The organism is Lentilactobacillus buchneri (genome assembly GCF_018314255.1).
GTDB lineage: Bacteria > Bacillota > Bacilli > Lactobacillales > Lactobacillaceae > Lentilactobacillus > Lentilactobacillus buchneri.
This window is the reverse complement of record NZ_CP073066.1, coordinates 1,720,675-1,737,738: the sequence shown is the minus strand read 5'-3', so window position 1 is coordinate 1,737,738 and position 17,064 is coordinate 1,720,675. Positions and strand designations below refer to the sequence as shown.

The following is a 17,064-nucleotide window of genomic DNA, read 5'->3' as shown; positions in this document are numbered from 1 at the left end:
ACTTAATCTTAGATTGTTTTTGTTCTATATTAATTTGCTTGAGTAACAGCCACTGATTCGGTACGATTTCGACCCATGAATTTCTTAATTCCAGAAATCACAAAAGTTGGTACCGCAGAAATCAGGATAATCAACACGTACATCGTCATCGTTAATGGCGCGGTTCCCATCACATTATTGAAAAATGGCATCAACGTCACCAAGATTGAGGATGTCGCCGCAAACCCGACCGCCAACGTTAATCTTGAATTGGAAAACGGATTTCGATCGAACAACGTATTCACACTTCTGGCATCATAAACGTGCCATAACTGCCCGAATACCAATGTCAGAAAGGCAATCGTCTGACTTTGAGCGACCGTATAGCCCTGTGATGCTGCCCAAATGAAAGCCAGAAAGACCATTGCGCCCATCACGCCACCACGGAACAGAACCCGCCGCAGCATCCCATTTGCCAAAATAGATTGTTTGGTATCACGGGGACGCTGCTGCATCACATCTGATTCGGCTTCATCATAGCCCAGTGCAAACGATGGCAGTGAATCACTGATCATATTGACCCACAGAACCATCAACGCTGTCAGAGTTGGTGTCACTTCGGTGATATTTCCAATGGAAGAAGTAATCAAGAAGACTCCCAGCAATAATGACAGCACTTCAGCAACATTGGTCGTCAGTTCATGTCTCATAAAATTCAAAATGTTGGCAAAAATCGTTCTGCCCGACTCAACCGACTTCTCAATGGTGGTAAATTTATCATCCAGCAAGATCAAATCGGCGGCATCTTTGGTCACTTCCGTCCCATTGATTCCCATCGCGATACCAATATCAGCGGCTTTCAGTGCCGGAGCATCGTTAATGCCGTCACCGGTCATCCCAACAACCTGCTCATGGGCCTGCAGTTGTTTAATAATCCGCTGCTTGTGTTCTGGCGTTACCCTGGCGTATACCCGCGTGTCCAACACCACGTCTGCCAGCTGTTGGTCATCCATGTCTTCCAAGTCACGGCCGGTAATCACCCGGGCGTCATCGGACTCGATAATTCCCAGCTGTTTGGCAATTGCCTTGGCGGTCATCGCGTGGTCACCTGTGATCATGACAACGTTGACCGATGCTTGAGTTAATTTGCGAACAGACGCTTTGACTTCCTCACGCGGCGGATCAATGATCCCCACCAGCCCAAGAAAGGTCAGTTCACGTTCCAATTCGGCACTGGATGCGTTCAAGGCATCTTCTTTGGAAATCTCCCGCTGAGTAATTGAGATCGTCCGTAAGGCATCCTTGGCAAATGCCAGCATGGTTTTTTCAATATTTGCGGCCACTGAAGCAATTGGAACCGGCTGCCCATCAATCATGGTCGATTTGGTCAATGGCTTGATCACATCCGGCGCGCCCTTGGTCAAACTGTAGTACCGGCCATTTTCTTTAATCACAACGGTCATCATCTTCCGCGTACTGTCAAATGGGAGGATTCGGACAATATCGATGTCCCGATCACCCTTATCTTCCAACAGCACGTCGCGTTTGACGTTATCTTTAGCTCCCAGCACGACTAAGGAAACATCGGTTGGGTTACCAAACGGCCGCCAATTTTGCTTGGTATCCGGTTTAATTTCAGCTTCATTATTTAAGACAGCGACTTCTAAGAACCGCTGGTAATCTTTAGGATCGCTTGGAGTGCCATCATCCCTGATGAAATCGCCAATTGGTGTGTAACCATTTCCTTCAACATTGTAGACTTGGCCATTTGCCAAAAAGCGGGTCGCGGCCATCTCATTTTTAGTTAAAGTCCCCGTCTTATCCGAGGCAATATAGGTGATTGAGCCCAGCGTTTCTACGCTGCTCAACGACTTAACCAATCCCTTTTGGCTGGCCATCATCTTGGCACCGATCGTTAACACAATCGACAGCACCACCGGCATTGCATCGGGAATTGAGGCAACAGCAATGGCGATGGCCGTGGCTGAAATCCCGCCAAAGATGTCCATTGAAATACTGCCGACCTGAATTAATTATTTTACTAAGTCATAGCCAATCGTCACGGCGATGATAACTGCAGCGATGATCATCAATTTCTTACTCAACCCGTGGACTGATTTTTCAATCGGTGTCTTTTGGTCGTCAACCTGCTGCATCAGTCCAGAAATCTTACCCAGTTCGGTTGCCATCCCAGTTGCCACAACCACACCAATTCCATTTCCATTGACGACCATCGAACCAGAGTATCCCATGTTGGTACGATCTGCCAACTCGGTATCCTCAGGGAGAGAGACGGTACTTTTTTGGATGGCATCAGACTCCCCGGTCAAATGAGATTCGTTAATCTACAGTTCTGACGTCTTTAGCCAGCGCAAATCACCTTCGATAAAGTCGCCGGATTTGACACTAACGATGTCTCCCGGGACTAAATGATTGGCTGCCACTGACGTCCAGTTGTTATCCCGAAGTATTTTCATGTGGTGCTGACGCATATCAGAAAGCGCGTCCAGTGATTTTTGCGCGGTCCGGGTCTGATGAAAGGTCAAACCGCTGTTGATAATCACAATTAAGACAATGGCAATCGCTTCGTACACAGAAGCCATCGCATGCCCGGAATCACCGCTGATGAAGAAATCGTAGGCGGCACTAGCCAATGCCAGACCAATGGCGATGAGCAGGATAATGATCATGGGTTCTTTAAAGCTCTTGATTAACATTTTCCAAGCGGGTTCGCGTTCTTCTTTGGCTAACTCGTTGGGTCCAACTTCGGCAAGCTGTCGTTGAGCTTGCGCCTCACTCAGACCATGGATCCGACTTGTATCAAGTTCTTGTAATATTGTTTCTGCTTCATGACTGTACCATTGCATAGTGGGCCTCCTTGTGGGGGTTCAGCTGTCGTGGTGCATTACTTATAAATATCATAACAAATTTTGCCGAGTAATTTGTGAAGTTTGTGAGGAGTTTATTGGAAAGTTTGGGGAATTTTAAGGAAAAGTAAAAGAGAGTGCAAATGAAGGCGCTTTGATCCCAGAATATAAAGGACTTACTCATTTATTCCAAGATCAGGAATAAATGAGTAAGTCCTTTATATGGCCGGGATCAGCCTTCATTTGCACGTTTCCGCTAGGTAAAATGACAACCAAGGAAGAGTAATCCTATTAGGCAAAAACATCAATACTCAACAAACAGCTGCCCGATCCTAATCCGCCTTCCGAGAAAATCGATAATACAAATAACATCCCACGATCACAACAATCACTACCAAAATCACCATCAGCCACTGATCGATCATCCCCAGAATCTGATCCCAAGCCCGACCGGCAAAATGGCCGATCAGAATCAAAATGGTGTTCCAAATCAGCGTTCCGGTAATCGTCAGGAAGCAAAATCGATTAAAGGGATAGCCGGTCATCCCCGCCGGAACGGAAATCAAACTGCGGACAACCGGGATGCAGCGACCAAGCAGGATCGCCTTACCCCCATGGTTGTTAAAGTACCTGGCCGCTTTTTCAATATCTGCCGGTTTCAACCGCATGATTTTGCCAAATCGCCCAGACACCAGTTTTTCAATTTGTTGGACGCTCAATAAACGGCCAACACCATATAAAGCGATTGCCCCAATCAGTGCGCCAGCCGTGGCAGCCAGAATCGACCCCCAAATGGTCATCTTGCTGGTAACGGTTAAATACCCAGTGAAGACCAGCACCAGTTCAGAAGGAATTGGTGGAAAGATATTTTCGATTGCAATTAGAAAAGCAATGCCGAGGTAGCCATACTGATTAATTAATTCAGTAATTGTATTTTCACTCAAATTGGTTCCTCATTTCGTTTTGTAAGTATTCGAATTATAACATATTCTTTTTTACAAGACCTTTGGAACCGCCCTCAGAATGCCGTATAATTAAGGTAATCAATGAAGGAGGACGATCATGAAAACTGTAAAGATTGGTAATACAAATTTTGAAGCTTCCGCAGTTGCCTTGGGAATTATGCGCATGGCTGGTATGGAAACCGCTGACGCTGCCAAGACATTGGAAGCCGCTGTTGATGCTGGCATTAATTTTATTGACTCGGCTGACATCTACGGTGACGGACAATCGGAAACCAAATTCAAAGAAGCCTTGAAAGCTTCTGGAATTTCTCGGGATAAATTATTTATTCAATCCAAAGGCGGGATTATTTTAGATCCTGCCAGGAGTCATGATGGCCTGGTATTTGGCCAACGGTACGACTTCTCCAAGCAACACCTGATTGACTCGGTCGACGGGATTTTACAACGAATGGGCATCGACTATTTGGATTCATTCTTGCTGCACCGTCCAGATCCGTTAATGGAAGCAGACGACATCGCCGATGCATTTGACACCCTGCAGCGGGAAGGAAAAGTTCGTCACTTCGGTGTATCGAATTTTAATCCTCAACAAGTTGAAATGGTCCAATCCTGGATCAGCCAACGCTTATTGATTAACCAATTGCAATTCAACGTGGTTCATTCCGGAATGGTCAAAGAAGGCATGCACGTCAACATGATCGACGATGCCAGCATCGTGAGAGACGGCGGCATTATGGAATACTCACGTCGAAAGAACATGACGATCCAAGCTTGGTCACCATTCAATTATGGCTTGTTTGCCGGCATGTACATCAACGATCCAAAGTTCAAAAAGTTAAATGATAAGTTGGAAGAACTGGGCAAAAAGTACGGTGTCTCAAAGAACGCGATTGCCACAGCGTGGATCTTAAGACATCCGGCAAAGGTCCAAGTACTGCTGGGAACAATGAATCCGGAACACATTAAGGACAGCGCAGCCGGAGCAGATGTCGAACTCACAAAGCAGGAGTGGTACGACCTGTTCTTCGCGGCGGGAAATGATTTGCCATAAAGATCAGAGTGCGGACCAAACCGGGTAGCTTTTGAGCATTTATTTAATAATCAGAGTGCGAAAAGACCCGGTTAGGACCCAGAGCACAAGCAATAAAAGCCAATGATGAACGCCTTTTGTTCATCGTTGGCTTTTATTGCTTGTGTGGCCGGGTCCTGGGTCTTTGAGCACGTTTTCGCTAGATAAAAGTGTAAAATAAAAACCTTTTCCAAAAAATTTCAAAAAATAAAAATATTCCCCAACCATTTCACCGTATATATAAAGTGATGGCCGCAAAGCCATCTTTGCTTTCCCCGGCAAATTGCACACAGGTGTGCATACTCTCCTTATACTCTTGCCTTCATCCATGCCCTTCTGGTATGTTTGAAGGCAGAGCTTACATATAGAATTGAGGCATGATCATGAGTCAACATAAAAAATATCCCAGAAAGTCCAGAGGAAAAAGACGCAACACCGGCCTAAAGACAATCTTTGCCTTGGCAATCATCCTTGTCGGCATGTGGCTGGGGGTCGGCCAACAGCCTAGTAACCTCGCTTCAATGGTCAACAATCTGACCAGTTCTTTGTTCCATTCGAACAAAAGTGTCAAATCAGATCAACTGGCGAAGCTGGATTATCATTCCAGTGATCCCAGCTACATCTTTGTGAACCACAACAAAGCACAGTTGGATCCAAGTTCTTGGAAAACCAATAAGGTGATTTATTCCGATCTGGACAACTTTAATAGGACCAGCACCGGCAATTTGGCTTACTTGGAACCTAGAAATGTGGTTTCTGACAATAACCGGGTCCGTCAGTATGTGGAGCCAACCGCTTGGCACCAAGAATTCCTCGATGGCCAGCCGATTATCAATCGCGGCCATTTAATTGCCTATTCGATCTCCGGTGGTATCAGTGCATCCGGCCAGTATAATCCAACCGACACGTCAGGCGACCAAAACAATCCCAAGAACCTATTCACCCAGACCAGCTTCGCCAATCAGCGGGTTCAGACGATTTTTGAAGGTAAAATCAGAGAATCCCTGCGACGTGGAAACAAAGTGATCTTCTTTTCCAAGCCTATTTTTCGGGGAAATGAATTAATGGCCCGCGGCATCCATCTTGAAGCGATTTCAACAGATCGGACACTGAACTTCAACGTCTATTTGTTCAATGTTCAGCCCGGCATCCAGTTTGATTATGCCACTGGTCGCTCACACGTTGATCAGACCATGAAAGTTCCAGAACCTTAGGAAATACAAAAAGCCCTGTCAAGGCAGGACTTTTTTGTTAATCGTTTTATGCCCGTTGCGCACCATCAATCACAAAATCAGCGCCGTTGGCGAATTTTGATTCATCACTGCCGAGGTAAACACACACCTCACCAATATCGATTGGTTCGCCCATGTGACCGACCGGGATCGTCTTCGTGAGAGCTTCTTCAAAGCCTTTAGGAACGATATCAGTATCAATCCAACCAGGATGGACATTATTAACCCGAATGTTGAGCTTTTGTTGGGCCAGGGATAACGCCGTCGCATGAGTCAGCAAACGGCTGCCACCTTTACTTGCGGAATAGGCTGGGCTTAGCGGCAATCCAACTAACCCGGCGACTGAGGAAATATTGATGATTGAACCTTTTCCACCAGAGTATTTCTTCATCGCCTTGATCCCATATTTCTCTCCAAGAAAGGTCCCGGTCAAATTCACGTCAATAACTTGCTGCCACTCTTCCATAGTCAATTCATCGAGTGGGCCGTTTTTTCCGCCAACACCGGCATTATTCACGACAATGTCGACCTTGCCAAATTTAGCGATTGCTTTTTGAACGGTGTCCTGCCAGGATTTTTCATCCGCAACGTCCTGCTGGACGAATAGAGATTGATCATCTCCAAATCTGTCGACAGCCTGCTTGCCGCCTTCAACGTTATGGTTGGCAGTCAGTACCACTTTGGCACCTTCGCGAACATAACACTCTGCGATTCCCAATCCAATTCCGGCCACGCCACCGGTAATAATTGCGACTTTATCTTTTAAACGATCCATTACAACCTCTCCCTTCAGTTTTGAATCGTCATAAGTGTACCTGAGCAAATTCCCAATAGCAATCAATTTGCTCGCTAATTCACATATTAATTCAAGTCGTTATCGCTTAATAATCATGGTAAAATTATCTCAAACATGTCCCTAACTAACCTAAGGAGTTAAGCGTAATGGCAAAAATCACCGACACAATGCGTGAACAATCAGAACCACTTTGGGAAGCCAGTTTTAACCATCCCTTCATCAAGCAGCTTTCAGGCGGATCACTTCCCCAACAAACATTTCGTTATTACCTCAAACAAGACCGTTATTATTTGCAGAATTTTGCCGTCCTCCATGGCACAATTGCCGATCAAATGGACGATCCGGATATCAAAGAATTTCTCTATGCTGGAGCCAAAGGCTTTAATGACAGCGAAAAGGAAGTCCGGACTGAATTTTTCCAAGAGTTGAACATCACCCAAAAAGAGATTGATCAAACTGAGATTGCCCCCAATGCCTACAGTTATGTGACCCATATGTACCATGAACTCAATGAAGGCACCCCTTCTCGCGCCGCCGCGGCATTGCTGCCCTGCTACTGGTTATATAATGAGATCGGTCAGCGATTGATAAAAGCAGGTTCGCCAATTAAAATTTATCAGCAATTTATTGAGACTTATGACAGCCCCGCATTTACCACGGCAACTGACAAAATGAAAACCATTGTCGACCAACTTGGTGAGGCTGCCGATGCTGAAGAACAGGAACAGATGCAGACGGCGTTTTTGCGAAGCAGCTATTTCGAACTGCACTTTTGGGAAATGGCTTACAAGCATGAGCAATGGTAACCGCGCTTTAATACTGGGAAAGAAGGTAGCATAAATGACCATCTACATGTTCCACGGCTATACGTCCAATGCCAACGATCATTGGTTTCCTTGGTTGGAAAATCGAGTGGAAACAGAACTCCACCGACCATTTAAAAAACTGAACTTTCCGGATTCCGACCATCCGGTGGAACAGGCTTGGGATCAGTATTGTGACGCAAATATTGACCCAGCGGACGGCATGACCCTTGTTGGTCACAGCCTCGGCTGCATTCAAGTCCTCCACTACCTTGACCAGCACGACATCCACAACGTCAATGTCTTATTAGTATCAGGCTTTGACGAACCCATTTGGACACTGCCGGAACTTGATTCCTTCACGGAACATCCGGTGGATTATTCCGGAATTCTGCCAAAGATCCGTAAGGTAGCGGTTATTTCAGCTATTAATGACGATAGTGTACCGTACCCGTACACATTAACGCTAGCACGGCACCTACACGCCAAGTTTGTTTTGATGCCATCCGGTCACCATTTCACAGATACCGGTAAGGACAAGCAGCTGCCGATCGTTTTTGAGGAACTCAAGCAACTCATCAAATAAATACGTGTCCTATTGGCATGCAAATACACAGCATACTAAAAAATCAGCAATCGCAAAAATGCGACTGCTGATTTTTTTGAGCTATTAACTTGATTCAAAGTGTTTTTTCTGACTAATTTAAAATTTCCGAAACACGTTTGGCCAGCGTCCGAGTATAGTATTTTTCACCGGTCAAATCCAAATGAACCCGATCACTGGCATACCAACCTTTATGGCCACGGCTGGCTTGATACCAGTTCACCAAATGCACGTTTGAATGCTTCTTGGCTGTCTTGGCGATCATCCGATTAGTCGTGTTCTGCCAATGACGTGGCACCCTGGTATTAATCCAGAAAACCTGCCGTTTCTTACCCAGGGTCTTCAATACTGAATTAATATCGTGCTGAGTTGGCGGTCCGTTAATCCCCAAGTTAATGACGATGTATTTGGACAAATGACCAGTCGCCTTCAAGTGGCGGACAATCCCCGGCAGCGAATAAAACTGGCGGCCGACAGACCCACTCACAGCACTGTGGTGAAAGACCCGTTTGACATCCGGTTTAACGTCAATCATCACCGAATCACCAATCGCGGTGATATAGGTCTTGGAGGCTGTTCGTGTCTCCAGCTTGGTCAGCTTGTAATGACTGGCAATCTTCTTCTCGCGTTTCGTCAAATGAATCTTAGCATTCAACTTGGCAATCTTGGCTTTCTTGATCTGCTTAGCGCTGCGGGTAGCCGTCGAATGGCTGTTGTTGCCCTGGGACACTTTGCCGACGGTAACCATCAGCAAACCCACAACGATAATTGCCCCGAGGCTCAATAATAACGATCGATTGACCGAATGTTTCTTCAATGAATGTTTTGGCATCTTAACCCCTCTAAAAATTCACAACAATATCTAGCACATCTTATAACAAAGTCATCAATAAGTACACCTTATTGTGAATCAATCGGCGCAATTTTTAACAAAGGCGCCGTTTTAACTGCTTCAATAAAGGCCTCATCGTGATCTATGATAAGCATTGACGGCTGCTTGCGCAAGATCAGGTCTTGGATTTGCTTTCGAGTGATCACATCGAGATAGTTCAGAGGTTCATCCCAAATATAAAGATTGGCTGGCTCACACAGCGACCTGGCCAACGAGACCTTACGTTTTTGCCCCATACTCAAATCCTTCAAGTCTTCATTAAATGCCGCTCGCTCAAAGCCCAATTTTCTCAAGGTATTCAGTAAGTCGTTTAACTCAATTCCAAACTGATCAGCGTAGTTCTGAATCGATCCATTGAGATCTTCAAAGTTTTGACTCAGGTATGAGATTCTGAGGCTGGCGGGCTTATTGACTGTTCCGCCAGCGAGCAACTCTTTGTCGCCCATAATCACTTTAACGATGGTCGTTTTGCCCATTCCATTAGGACCAAACAGGATCAAGCGTTGGCCGCGCTTTAAATCGAAGCTCAGGGGTTGATTCAAAATTGTGCCGGCTTGTTGGACCTGCAAGCCTTCCACTTGTAGGAGATATTTTTGTGGTGGTTGAATATTATTCAACTTCAAGGGTGCGACTTCATCGACATTTTTCAGCAAAGACTGTTTGACCTCAATATCTTTCTCAGTGCGCCGCAGCGTATTTTTGGAGCGTTTCATGACCTTGGCAGCTTTATGGCTAACGAATCCCTTATCGATATTAGCGTGCTGGTCACTCTGTCGGCTTTTCTGTTTCTGGCCTTCTGCATGACCTGCCCAACGTTCCATTGTGTTCGCAGTGGCCTTCAGTCGGCCAATTTCCTTTTGAAGGTGCTGCTTTTCGGCAAGCTCCGATTGATTTTCCCTTTGATACTCGGCCGCCCAAGTTTCGTAATTACCAGCAAATAATTGGATTTTTGCGCGATCAATCGACAGCACATGATCGATGACCTGATCGATAAAGTGCCGGTCGTGGCTCACCACGATAAAGCCGCGTTTGTGCTTTAAATAGTCAGCGACCACTTCTCGACCTTCAATATCCAGATGGTTGGTCGGTTCATCAATGAGTTGAAAGGTCTGATCATCGGTAAACATGACAGCAAGTAACGCCTTGGTTCGTTCGCCGGGACTCAGGGTCTCAAATGGCCGCTCCAAGACGCTGTCAGTCAACTGCAGTTTATCCATTTCAACTTGAATTCGCCATAACTCGCTGTCATCAAGTCCGGCAATCTTCAATAAGACCTGCTTTGTCAGCTGAGTAGGATCCGGAATTCTTTGTGGAAAATAGTTAAAGTCGACGCTGCTGTTTAGTTCTCCCTGGTAGGTATACTTTCCCAACAGTAGTTTGAGAAAAGTAGTCTTCCCCCGGCCGTTGCGGCCAATCAATCCCAGCTTCCAACTTTCATCAATGTTTAAGTTCAACTGATCGAAAAGATTGGTCAGCATCCCGGCATACCTAAACGATAAATTTTTAATCTGAATGGTTCCCATAATCTCACCTCATTAAAGGTTCAGATGGGTTTCTGTGCAATATAAAAGCCTGCTGTGCACATCGGCACGCAGGCGATTTTGATAGACTAATTGGGTGTTCTGACACACTAAAAGTATCGAACTTAAAACCCACTAAAATTGCAAAATCGCGCAGAAGAACCCCTGTTCTGAACAGTGATTCATTATCAAATTCTGTCTTAACGATTTGCAATCTTCAATGGGCTTCACTTCCTTTTCATTTCGAATTTCTGTTACCAATATTTTTACACACAATTCATAACTTGTCCAGCACCGGTCATTTTGAACATTCATGCCCCTAATTATTCCCTCGAAATAAAACGATTTAAATATGAGAAAAAAGCTGTATTTTAAACCTGAGTACGTTACAATGAAGTTGTAAAGAAAGCGCAAACAATTTGCTAATGACTACTAACTATAACCACTGATTTGACAAAGAATTGCTTGCGATTTTTACAACAATTAATAGTATGGGGGCGCGATCTCATGGATGAGAATTTAAAAATCACTTTGATCGGTTTGTTAACTTTAGTGTTTGGTACAATTTTTGCATCAATCTTGGCAAGCATCGGCTTTACGAACATGATCCTCGGCTTGTCCTCATTCCTTGTCGCAGCTATTATTGTCGTCACTGGTTTCAGATTGACGGATCATCATTTGGCTTCTAAGCATTGAGAGTGGTGCTTTAGGCGTTTTGATCCCAGAATTTAAGCGGATTGGGCAATTATTCCTTTTGGAATAATTGCCCAATTTGTTTAAATGGCAGGGATCAGCCGTAAGCAGCACGTTTATTCCAAGTAAAAGTGGCGCTCGACAATGAATGATCTCAAAAACACCCACACCCGTCACAAATACTTCGTCCCTTCCCTAACCGCCAACTTCGACAAATGATGCTCAGCCACAAATCGACGCACCCAAGCAGGATTGAATTTACTATAATTCCTCAATGCCCAACCAATGGCCTTTTGAATAAAAAACTCATCGGTGTCAATATCATATTCGATGGCTTTGGCCAGCAGCTCGGTATCCAACGTCTCCTTTTCCAGCAACTGCAAAAGAATGGCGACTCGCCGCATCCAAAAGTTGTCGTGCTGATAGAACAAATCAAAGACCGCCCGCTTTTCGTCCGGATGCAATACCACGAAATCCCCAAACACTTTTCGCCAAGTGTCAACTGTATCCCACCAGGATTTCACCTGAATATACTTAGTTAACGTCTTGACGTCTTTAAAAGATAATCGTTTCACATTGGCATCAGCAACATCAATCGCCACGTACTGGTACTCACGCTCGTCACGGTCATAGAGTTCAGCAATTTCTTCCATCATTTTAGCAACAGGAACGGTTTTGGAAGCTTGGATAAAAGCTTTCGAGGCCGCTTTTCTCTGTGGTGTTTTGAGGCCAAGAAATTGAAACTGATTCCGCATATATCTTGCCATGGGTGCCTGATTTGCCTTGTTTGCTTTCATTTCAAACATCAAAATAACCTCACAATTATTTAATGACATACCGTTGATTCTGAATTGGCTCCAGATAGTCGTTCAAACGTTCAAACAGCATCACCAGCCAACTAAAGGCCAGTAAAAACGCCATGATTTCAAACGCTGTCAGCGACAAATAGCCAACCACCTGAAATAATATCTCGCCAGCCAGCAATGCTGCAGCAATCATCCAGGAGATGTGCTGAAAATCGGTGGAAATATCAGGCAGCAGCCAGCGAATACCAAAAATCAGTCCTAATATCAGGAAAATCAAATAGCCGGCCAGCCGAGTATGCAGCGAATGGATTTCCAAGTTGTTGGGAAAAGCCCCAACCATCCCCAAATCAATCGCCAGCAAAGTCAATAAGATTCTTAACACCAGCAACTGCCGGCTTTTAGGGAAGATTCGTTTCAAAGAAGCAAATAAATAATCCACCAGGGCCAACAGAATTAACCCCGAAAAAAATAGTGCCAGGTTAAACTCCCAAGAATCAACCGCTTTGTTGGTACCCAAAAAGCTGAGGTTGTGTTTCCACCAATACAAGTTCTGATTACTGATCATCGCCAAAATGACCCCGCTGACAATCACGGCAATAAAGATGTTGGTCAAAAGGCGTGAAGATAGCTGAGGAACAAGACTATTGATGGCTTGAATTTCAACACTGGTCATCAGCGCAAATAATGCCGTTGAGGTCACCAAATCAAAGCTGGCGCCCTTAAACAGTCGACCGGCAATCCAAAACAATCCCGCCATCAGCATGAAGCTGATCAACGCAAACGCCAGGGCGACCGTTGGCAGGTTTCGCCACGAAACGGATTCGACTGCCGAGCCAGACTGCCGTTTCAACCGGACGAAGACGACCATAAAACTCATCAGGCCGCTGAGTGTCGTCAATAGTAACACCATTGTCGCCACTGATTCACTACCGACCAGGGAAACCTGATAGATTTTTCGGACCATGAAGTAGCCCAAAAAGACGCAGCTCATTACGAAGGTTAAAATGATCATCCCCCAGCGCCGTTTTTTGACTTCCACTGGTTTAGGAGTGGAAATTTTCAATTCATCAGCACCGATACGGACCTCCACGTGCTCACCAGATTTAACGCCCAACTGTGCTTTTAGCGCGTCAGGCAATTCCAACGTACGTCTTTCATTCAACAAGTCTTCCTCCCTCAAAAAGGTTATACTTAATTGTAACAGTTTGACGAGGAGGGACTCTATGTTTATTGATCAAGTGAACGACCATATTTCCTTAAAATTACCGGCAGCGACTGATGCCAACGGCATTTTGGATCTCATCAACAGCAATCGCATGCAGCTGGCGGAGTGGCTGCCATGGGCCAAAGGGATGGTAGCAGTCAGTGACGAGCAAAAATTTCTGCAATACGGAATCGAAAAAATGGCTCATGGTGATTTTTGGTTCACCATTATTCTGGTCGACAATGAGCCGGCCGGCATGATTGACCTCCATGAATTCAGCCATGAAAATCAGCGGGCCCAAATCGGCTACTGGCTGGCTAATCAATACCAGGGAATGGGCGTGATGACGCTCTGCTTGGCCCATGTGGAACAAATTGCCTTCACTGAACTCGGGTTAAATCGCCTGGAGTTAATCGCCGATGTTAAAAACAACAAAAGCCGCGCCGTAGCAACACGACGAGGCTTTCATGAAGATGGCATTTTAAAGGAATATCTCTTATACAACGGCCAATTCCATGACGTGGCCATGTATTCAAAACTCAAATCAGAATAACTTACTTGGCAAACAAGATGGTTGCCAGCAAAATAACGGCAGCGATTAAAATGGTCTGCCCATGGAAAAACTGAATCAAATAGCCGTTTAACAGCGCCCCAATGAAGAAGGAGCCGATGATTGTCACAATGTCACCGGCTTTTTTGAGTGCCTTCATATCCCCCTGGGCAACAAAGTCCAAGACACTTTCAGATAAGGTGCGGACGTTGCCGGTCATCATCAGTGGCGTAAACGGGGCGTTCTTCATCCGGCGGAATTCCTGCAGCTGGGAGGCTGCAGCCAACGCCAACAGTCCAGTTGTGACCAAAATGGATACACGGCCGGCAATCAAACTCACGACGACCAAAATTAAAATTTCAAACGCTAACGTCACCCGCTTGCGTGTCACTGCCCGCTCACTGGGATAATGGTACTGAATCACCCGGATGATGGCAACGCCAACCGCAAACATCACCAATGACACCAAGGCTTGGCCGATGCTGGCGTAATCGCCGCGGCCAATTCTCAATCCAGTTAAAATTAAGTTTCCCGTCTGCAAGCCGGCGAAGACGCCGCCATCCTGCAGATAGGTGTACGAGTCCAGCACCCCTGCGGCCATAACCAATAGTGACCCGCTTAGCAGTCTTTCGTATGGGCCAATTGGTTCAACTGGTTGCTTATCCATACAGCTCACCCCTTTTTGTAAGGTAAATTCTGTATTAGTGTACGCCAGGATGGCCGATCAGACTATTAAAAACACTTGAAAGTTTACCGGAAAACCCGTTTCATTTCCTGGGCAACAATCTGGGGGTTAACGAAGTCGGTTGACGGAATGTTAAAGGCCTTGATGGTCGTATTTCCCAGCAATAACGGTCGTTGTTCGACACTCGTTTGTTGGTCAGACAAAGTGATCACGTTATAGCCGGTGCCTTCTGAAATTAGATGGCGTTTAGAATTGGAACAATTAATATGATAAGCGGTGGAATCAGCTGACACATTTAAGATGCCATTTTTGATGAACATATTGGCAAAATGCACGTGACCGGTGAAAATCGCTTTGACTTGGCTGCCCTTTAGGATAGATTGCAATTGATCGCCATTTTGCAAAATACTGTACTTCATATTTTCCAAGGGTGCTCCCAGGAGTGGGTGATGCATAAAGATCACGGCTGGTCGATTGGATTCACCCAGCTTCTCCTTCAGCCAGCGCAACTGCTGCTCATCCAGGTAGCCGGGTTCCAAGTCTCCGCATTTGGTATCCAAAAAGTAAAAATCCCAGCCGTTATCTGACAAACTGTAATAATATCGGGGCTGAACTGGTTTATCCAGATAGCCGGTATAAAAGGCGGACGTGCGATCATGATTACCCAGTAGGACTTGGATCGGCACGCCAAATTGGGCTTGTTCCCTGTCGACCAGCTTCTTGAATTGACGATAATCTACGGCTTTTCCTTCATGAATCAGGTCACCGCTGATTACAATCATGTCAGGGTGAACTTGAGTTGCCTCGATGTCATGAAAGACCTGCATCAGCTTGAGCATCGGATCAATCTGCTGGTTATTCGCAGGTTGCGCATTCTGTGGTGTTAAATGGGTGTCTGATATTTGAACGATTCGATAATTTTTCACGATGGCTGCCTCCAAGGATTTGCCCCTATCATACGTCAACTTTGGCATGGAAAACAAAAAGCACCCCCTTTATTAAGGAGATGCCAGAAAAAACTATGGCGTCATAAACTTCACGAAATCCACAAACAGCCGATAAATGCCGCCAAAAATACTGCCGACAAAACCAAAAATCCGTTTGAGCAACGAGGTTTTGTGAGTCGCATGTTTCACTTTTTTAGTTGGCTGCTTAATGCTAGTCGCTGCCAGCATTGGCACCACCGCCGTACTGGAGTTATCTGCCAGTTTGACGATCGCGTTGCCAACCAGTTGGCCTTTGGTAATCGGCAACGTCGTTTTGGTTGCTGAATAATTGGTCACATGCGAGCCATCGGTCCCTTTGCGCTGCCAAATGACTGCTTCAGGGTCTTTAGGGGTGGCGGTCAACTGATGGCCGTCAATTGAGAAAGCATGCGACTTTAAGGCGACCTTGGTGGGCTGATATTGCTGGTTGACCGTCGAGATCAGCTTATTCATCGAAGTATACAGTGTGTTACTGTCAATAATTGTGGCAATCAAGTGGCGACCGTCATGCCAGTACGTCACCGTAATACAGAGGCCGGCGTTCACGGTAAAACCAGTCTTGAGCCCATCGACATGAGTACTCTTGTGATAAAATGCCGAGCCTGGCAGCAGGCGATTAGAATTAACCAACACTTGGTTACCAACCTTCATCGAGGGCTGCTTACTCCATTGGGTAATGGTGGGGAAGATCTCCAGCACCTTGGCAGCCACCGTCGAAATGGCTTTGGCGCTCACCATGTTCTGAGCTTTTGATGTCGTGTGGGGAACCTGGTAATGATACTTGCTCAAATCGGTATTGTCCAAGCCGGAACTGCTGACAAAAGTGGCATCTATGCCCCAGGCGTGCGCCTGTTCGTTCATCATTTTGATAAATTCAGTGTTATTGCCGCCACCGACTAATTTCCCCAAGGCGATCGCTGAAGGGTTGGACGACGCAATCAATGCGGCTTTGTACAAATCGCGGATGGTATATTCCTTGGAACGCTTGATCCGAAAGCCGCCAACTTCATAACTTTTACTCATTCGACGAAGTTGGTCGTCCACCGGCACTTTTTGGTTCCAAGTGATTTGGTGATTATCAATTGCTTTTTTGGTCAGATAAAGGGTCATCAGCTTGGACAGACTGGCAATTGGCCGTTTGGTGCTCCCATTCTTTTGGTAGAGAACCTGCCCGGTTTCTGCATCCATCACATAGGCCTCTTTGGCCTGAAACTTTTGTTGATTGGCTGACTTTGCGGACACACTAATGGCGCTCATTGTCAGGATCGAAACAAGCGTCATCATGAACAAAATGAGTTTATTTAATTTTTGCTGGCGAGATTTGGTAAAACTTGGCAAACCAGAGTACCCCCAAAAATAGATTTCCTCAGATGAAGCTATATTACCTCAAACTGACTGCTAAATGGAAGCTTA

General features: G+C 45.7%; 15 protein-coding genes and 1 pseudogene. 6 read left to right on the top strand and 10 right to left on the bottom strand.

What is annotated here, in order from left to right:
- Window positions 1–29: 29 nt before the first annotated feature.
- A pseudogene (locus KE627_RS08150) lies at window positions 30–2,846 on the bottom strand (cation-translocating P-type ATPase).
- A 332-nt stretch (window positions 2,847–3,178) separates the two neighbouring features.
- Window positions 3,179–3,790 (bottom strand): DedA family protein, encoded by a 612-nt coding sequence (locus tag KE627_RS08145; RefSeq protein ID WP_056938724.1) that lies wholly within the window; start codon window positions 3,788–3,790, stop codon window positions 3,179–3,181.
- Between the two features lie 118 nt (window positions 3,791–3,908).
- Between KE627_RS08145 and KE627_RS08140 the strand changes: the two genes are divergently transcribed.
- Both KE627_RS08140 and KE627_RS08135 read left to right on the top strand, forming a co-directional pair.
- A complete protein-coding gene (locus KE627_RS08140; protein WP_013727282.1) occupies window positions 3,909–4,862 on the top strand; it encodes an aldo/keto reductase in 954 nt (317 codons plus the stop codon).
- Window positions 4,863–5,263: 401 nt separating this feature from the next.
- Window positions 5,264–6,094, top strand: a complete 831-nt coding sequence (locus KE627_RS08135) for a DNA/RNA non-specific endonuclease (protein WP_013727281.1) — start codon at window positions 5,264–5,266, stop codon at window positions 6,092–6,094.
- A gap of 46 nt (window positions 6,095–6,140) precedes the next feature.
- On the opposite strand, the gene KE627_RS08130 is transcribed toward KE627_RS08135, so the two are convergent.
- Window positions 6,141–6,887 (bottom strand): glucose 1-dehydrogenase, encoded by a 747-nt coding sequence (locus tag KE627_RS08130; RefSeq protein WP_013727279.1) that lies wholly within the window; start codon window positions 6,885–6,887, stop codon window positions 6,141–6,143.
- 167 nt (window positions 6,888–7,054) lie between these two features.
- Here KE627_RS08130 and tenA point away from each other — a divergent pair, with 167 nt between their 5' ends.
- Both tenA and KE627_RS08120 read left to right on the top strand, forming a co-directional pair.
- Entirely contained in the window at window positions 7,055–7,714 is a 660-nt protein-coding gene (gene tenA / locus KE627_RS08125) for a thiaminase II (RefSeq protein ID WP_013727278.1), read from the top strand.
- A gap of 34 nt (window positions 7,715–7,748) precedes the next feature.
- Entirely contained in the window at window positions 7,749–8,297 is a 549-nt protein-coding gene (locus KE627_RS08120; RefSeq protein WP_013727277.1) for an RBBP9/YdeN family alpha/beta hydrolase, read from the top strand.
- A gap of 112 nt (window positions 8,298–8,409) precedes the next feature.
- Here the strand turns inward: KE627_RS08120 and KE627_RS08115 are convergent, their stop codons facing one another.
- Window positions 8,410–9,147, bottom strand: a complete 738-nt coding sequence (locus KE627_RS08115) for an SGNH/GDSL hydrolase family protein (protein ID WP_013727276.1) — start codon at window positions 9,145–9,147, stop codon at window positions 8,410–8,412.
- 68 nt (window positions 9,148–9,215) lie between these two features.
- Complete coding sequence (abc-f, locus tag KE627_RS08110; RefSeq protein WP_013727275.1) at window positions 9,216–10,730, bottom strand: ribosomal protection-like ABC-F family protein; 1,515 nt, start codon at window positions 10,728–10,730, stop codon at window positions 9,216–9,218.
- Between the two features lie 504 nt (window positions 10,731–11,234).
- Here abc-f and KE627_RS08105 point away from each other — a divergent pair.
- Entirely contained in the window at window positions 11,235–11,423 is a 189-nt protein-coding gene (locus tag KE627_RS08105) for a hypothetical protein (protein WP_013727274.1), read from the top strand.
- A gap of 170 nt (window positions 11,424–11,593) precedes the next feature.
- On the opposite strand, the gene KE627_RS08100 is transcribed toward KE627_RS08105, so the two are convergent.
- Complete coding sequence (locus tag KE627_RS08100) at window positions 11,594–12,226, bottom strand: DNA alkylation repair protein (protein WP_013727273.1); 633 nt, start codon at window positions 12,224–12,226, stop codon at window positions 11,594–11,596.
- Window positions 12,227–12,242: 16 nt separating this feature from the next.
- Window positions 12,243–13,388, bottom strand: coding sequence for a hypothetical protein (locus KE627_RS08095; protein WP_013727272.1), 1,146 nt, complete (start codon window positions 13,386–13,388; stop codon window positions 12,243–12,245).
- Between the two features lie 61 nt (window positions 13,389–13,449).
- Between KE627_RS08095 and KE627_RS08090 the strand changes: the two genes are divergently transcribed.
- Window positions 13,450–13,983 carry a GNAT family N-acetyltransferase gene (locus KE627_RS08090; protein ID WP_013727271.1) on the top strand — a complete coding sequence of 178 codons (534 nt, stop codon included), beginning with the start codon at window positions 13,450–13,452 and terminating at the stop codon, window positions 13,981–13,983.
- A gap of 1 nt (window position 13,984) precedes the next feature.
- Here the strand turns inward: KE627_RS08090 and KE627_RS08085 are convergent, their stop codons facing one another.
- From KE627_RS08085 to KE627_RS08075, 3 genes are all read right to left on the bottom strand, one after another.
- Entirely contained in the window at window positions 13,985–14,647 is a 663-nt protein-coding gene (locus KE627_RS08085) for a YoaK family protein (protein ID WP_013727270.1), read from the bottom strand.
- 83 nt (window positions 14,648–14,730) lie between these two features.
- Window positions 14,731–15,591, bottom strand: coding sequence for a metallophosphoesterase family protein (locus KE627_RS08080; protein ID WP_225424174.1), 861 nt, complete (start codon window positions 15,589–15,591; stop codon window positions 14,731–14,733).
- Between the two features lie 93 nt (window positions 15,592–15,684).
- Window positions 15,685–16,989: a D-alanyl-D-alanine carboxypeptidase family protein gene (locus tag KE627_RS08075; RefSeq protein WP_056938725.1), complete on the bottom strand. Its 1,305-nt coding sequence runs from the start codon at window positions 16,987–16,989 to the stop codon at window positions 15,685–15,687.
- Window positions 16,990–17,064: the final 75 nt, after the last annotated feature.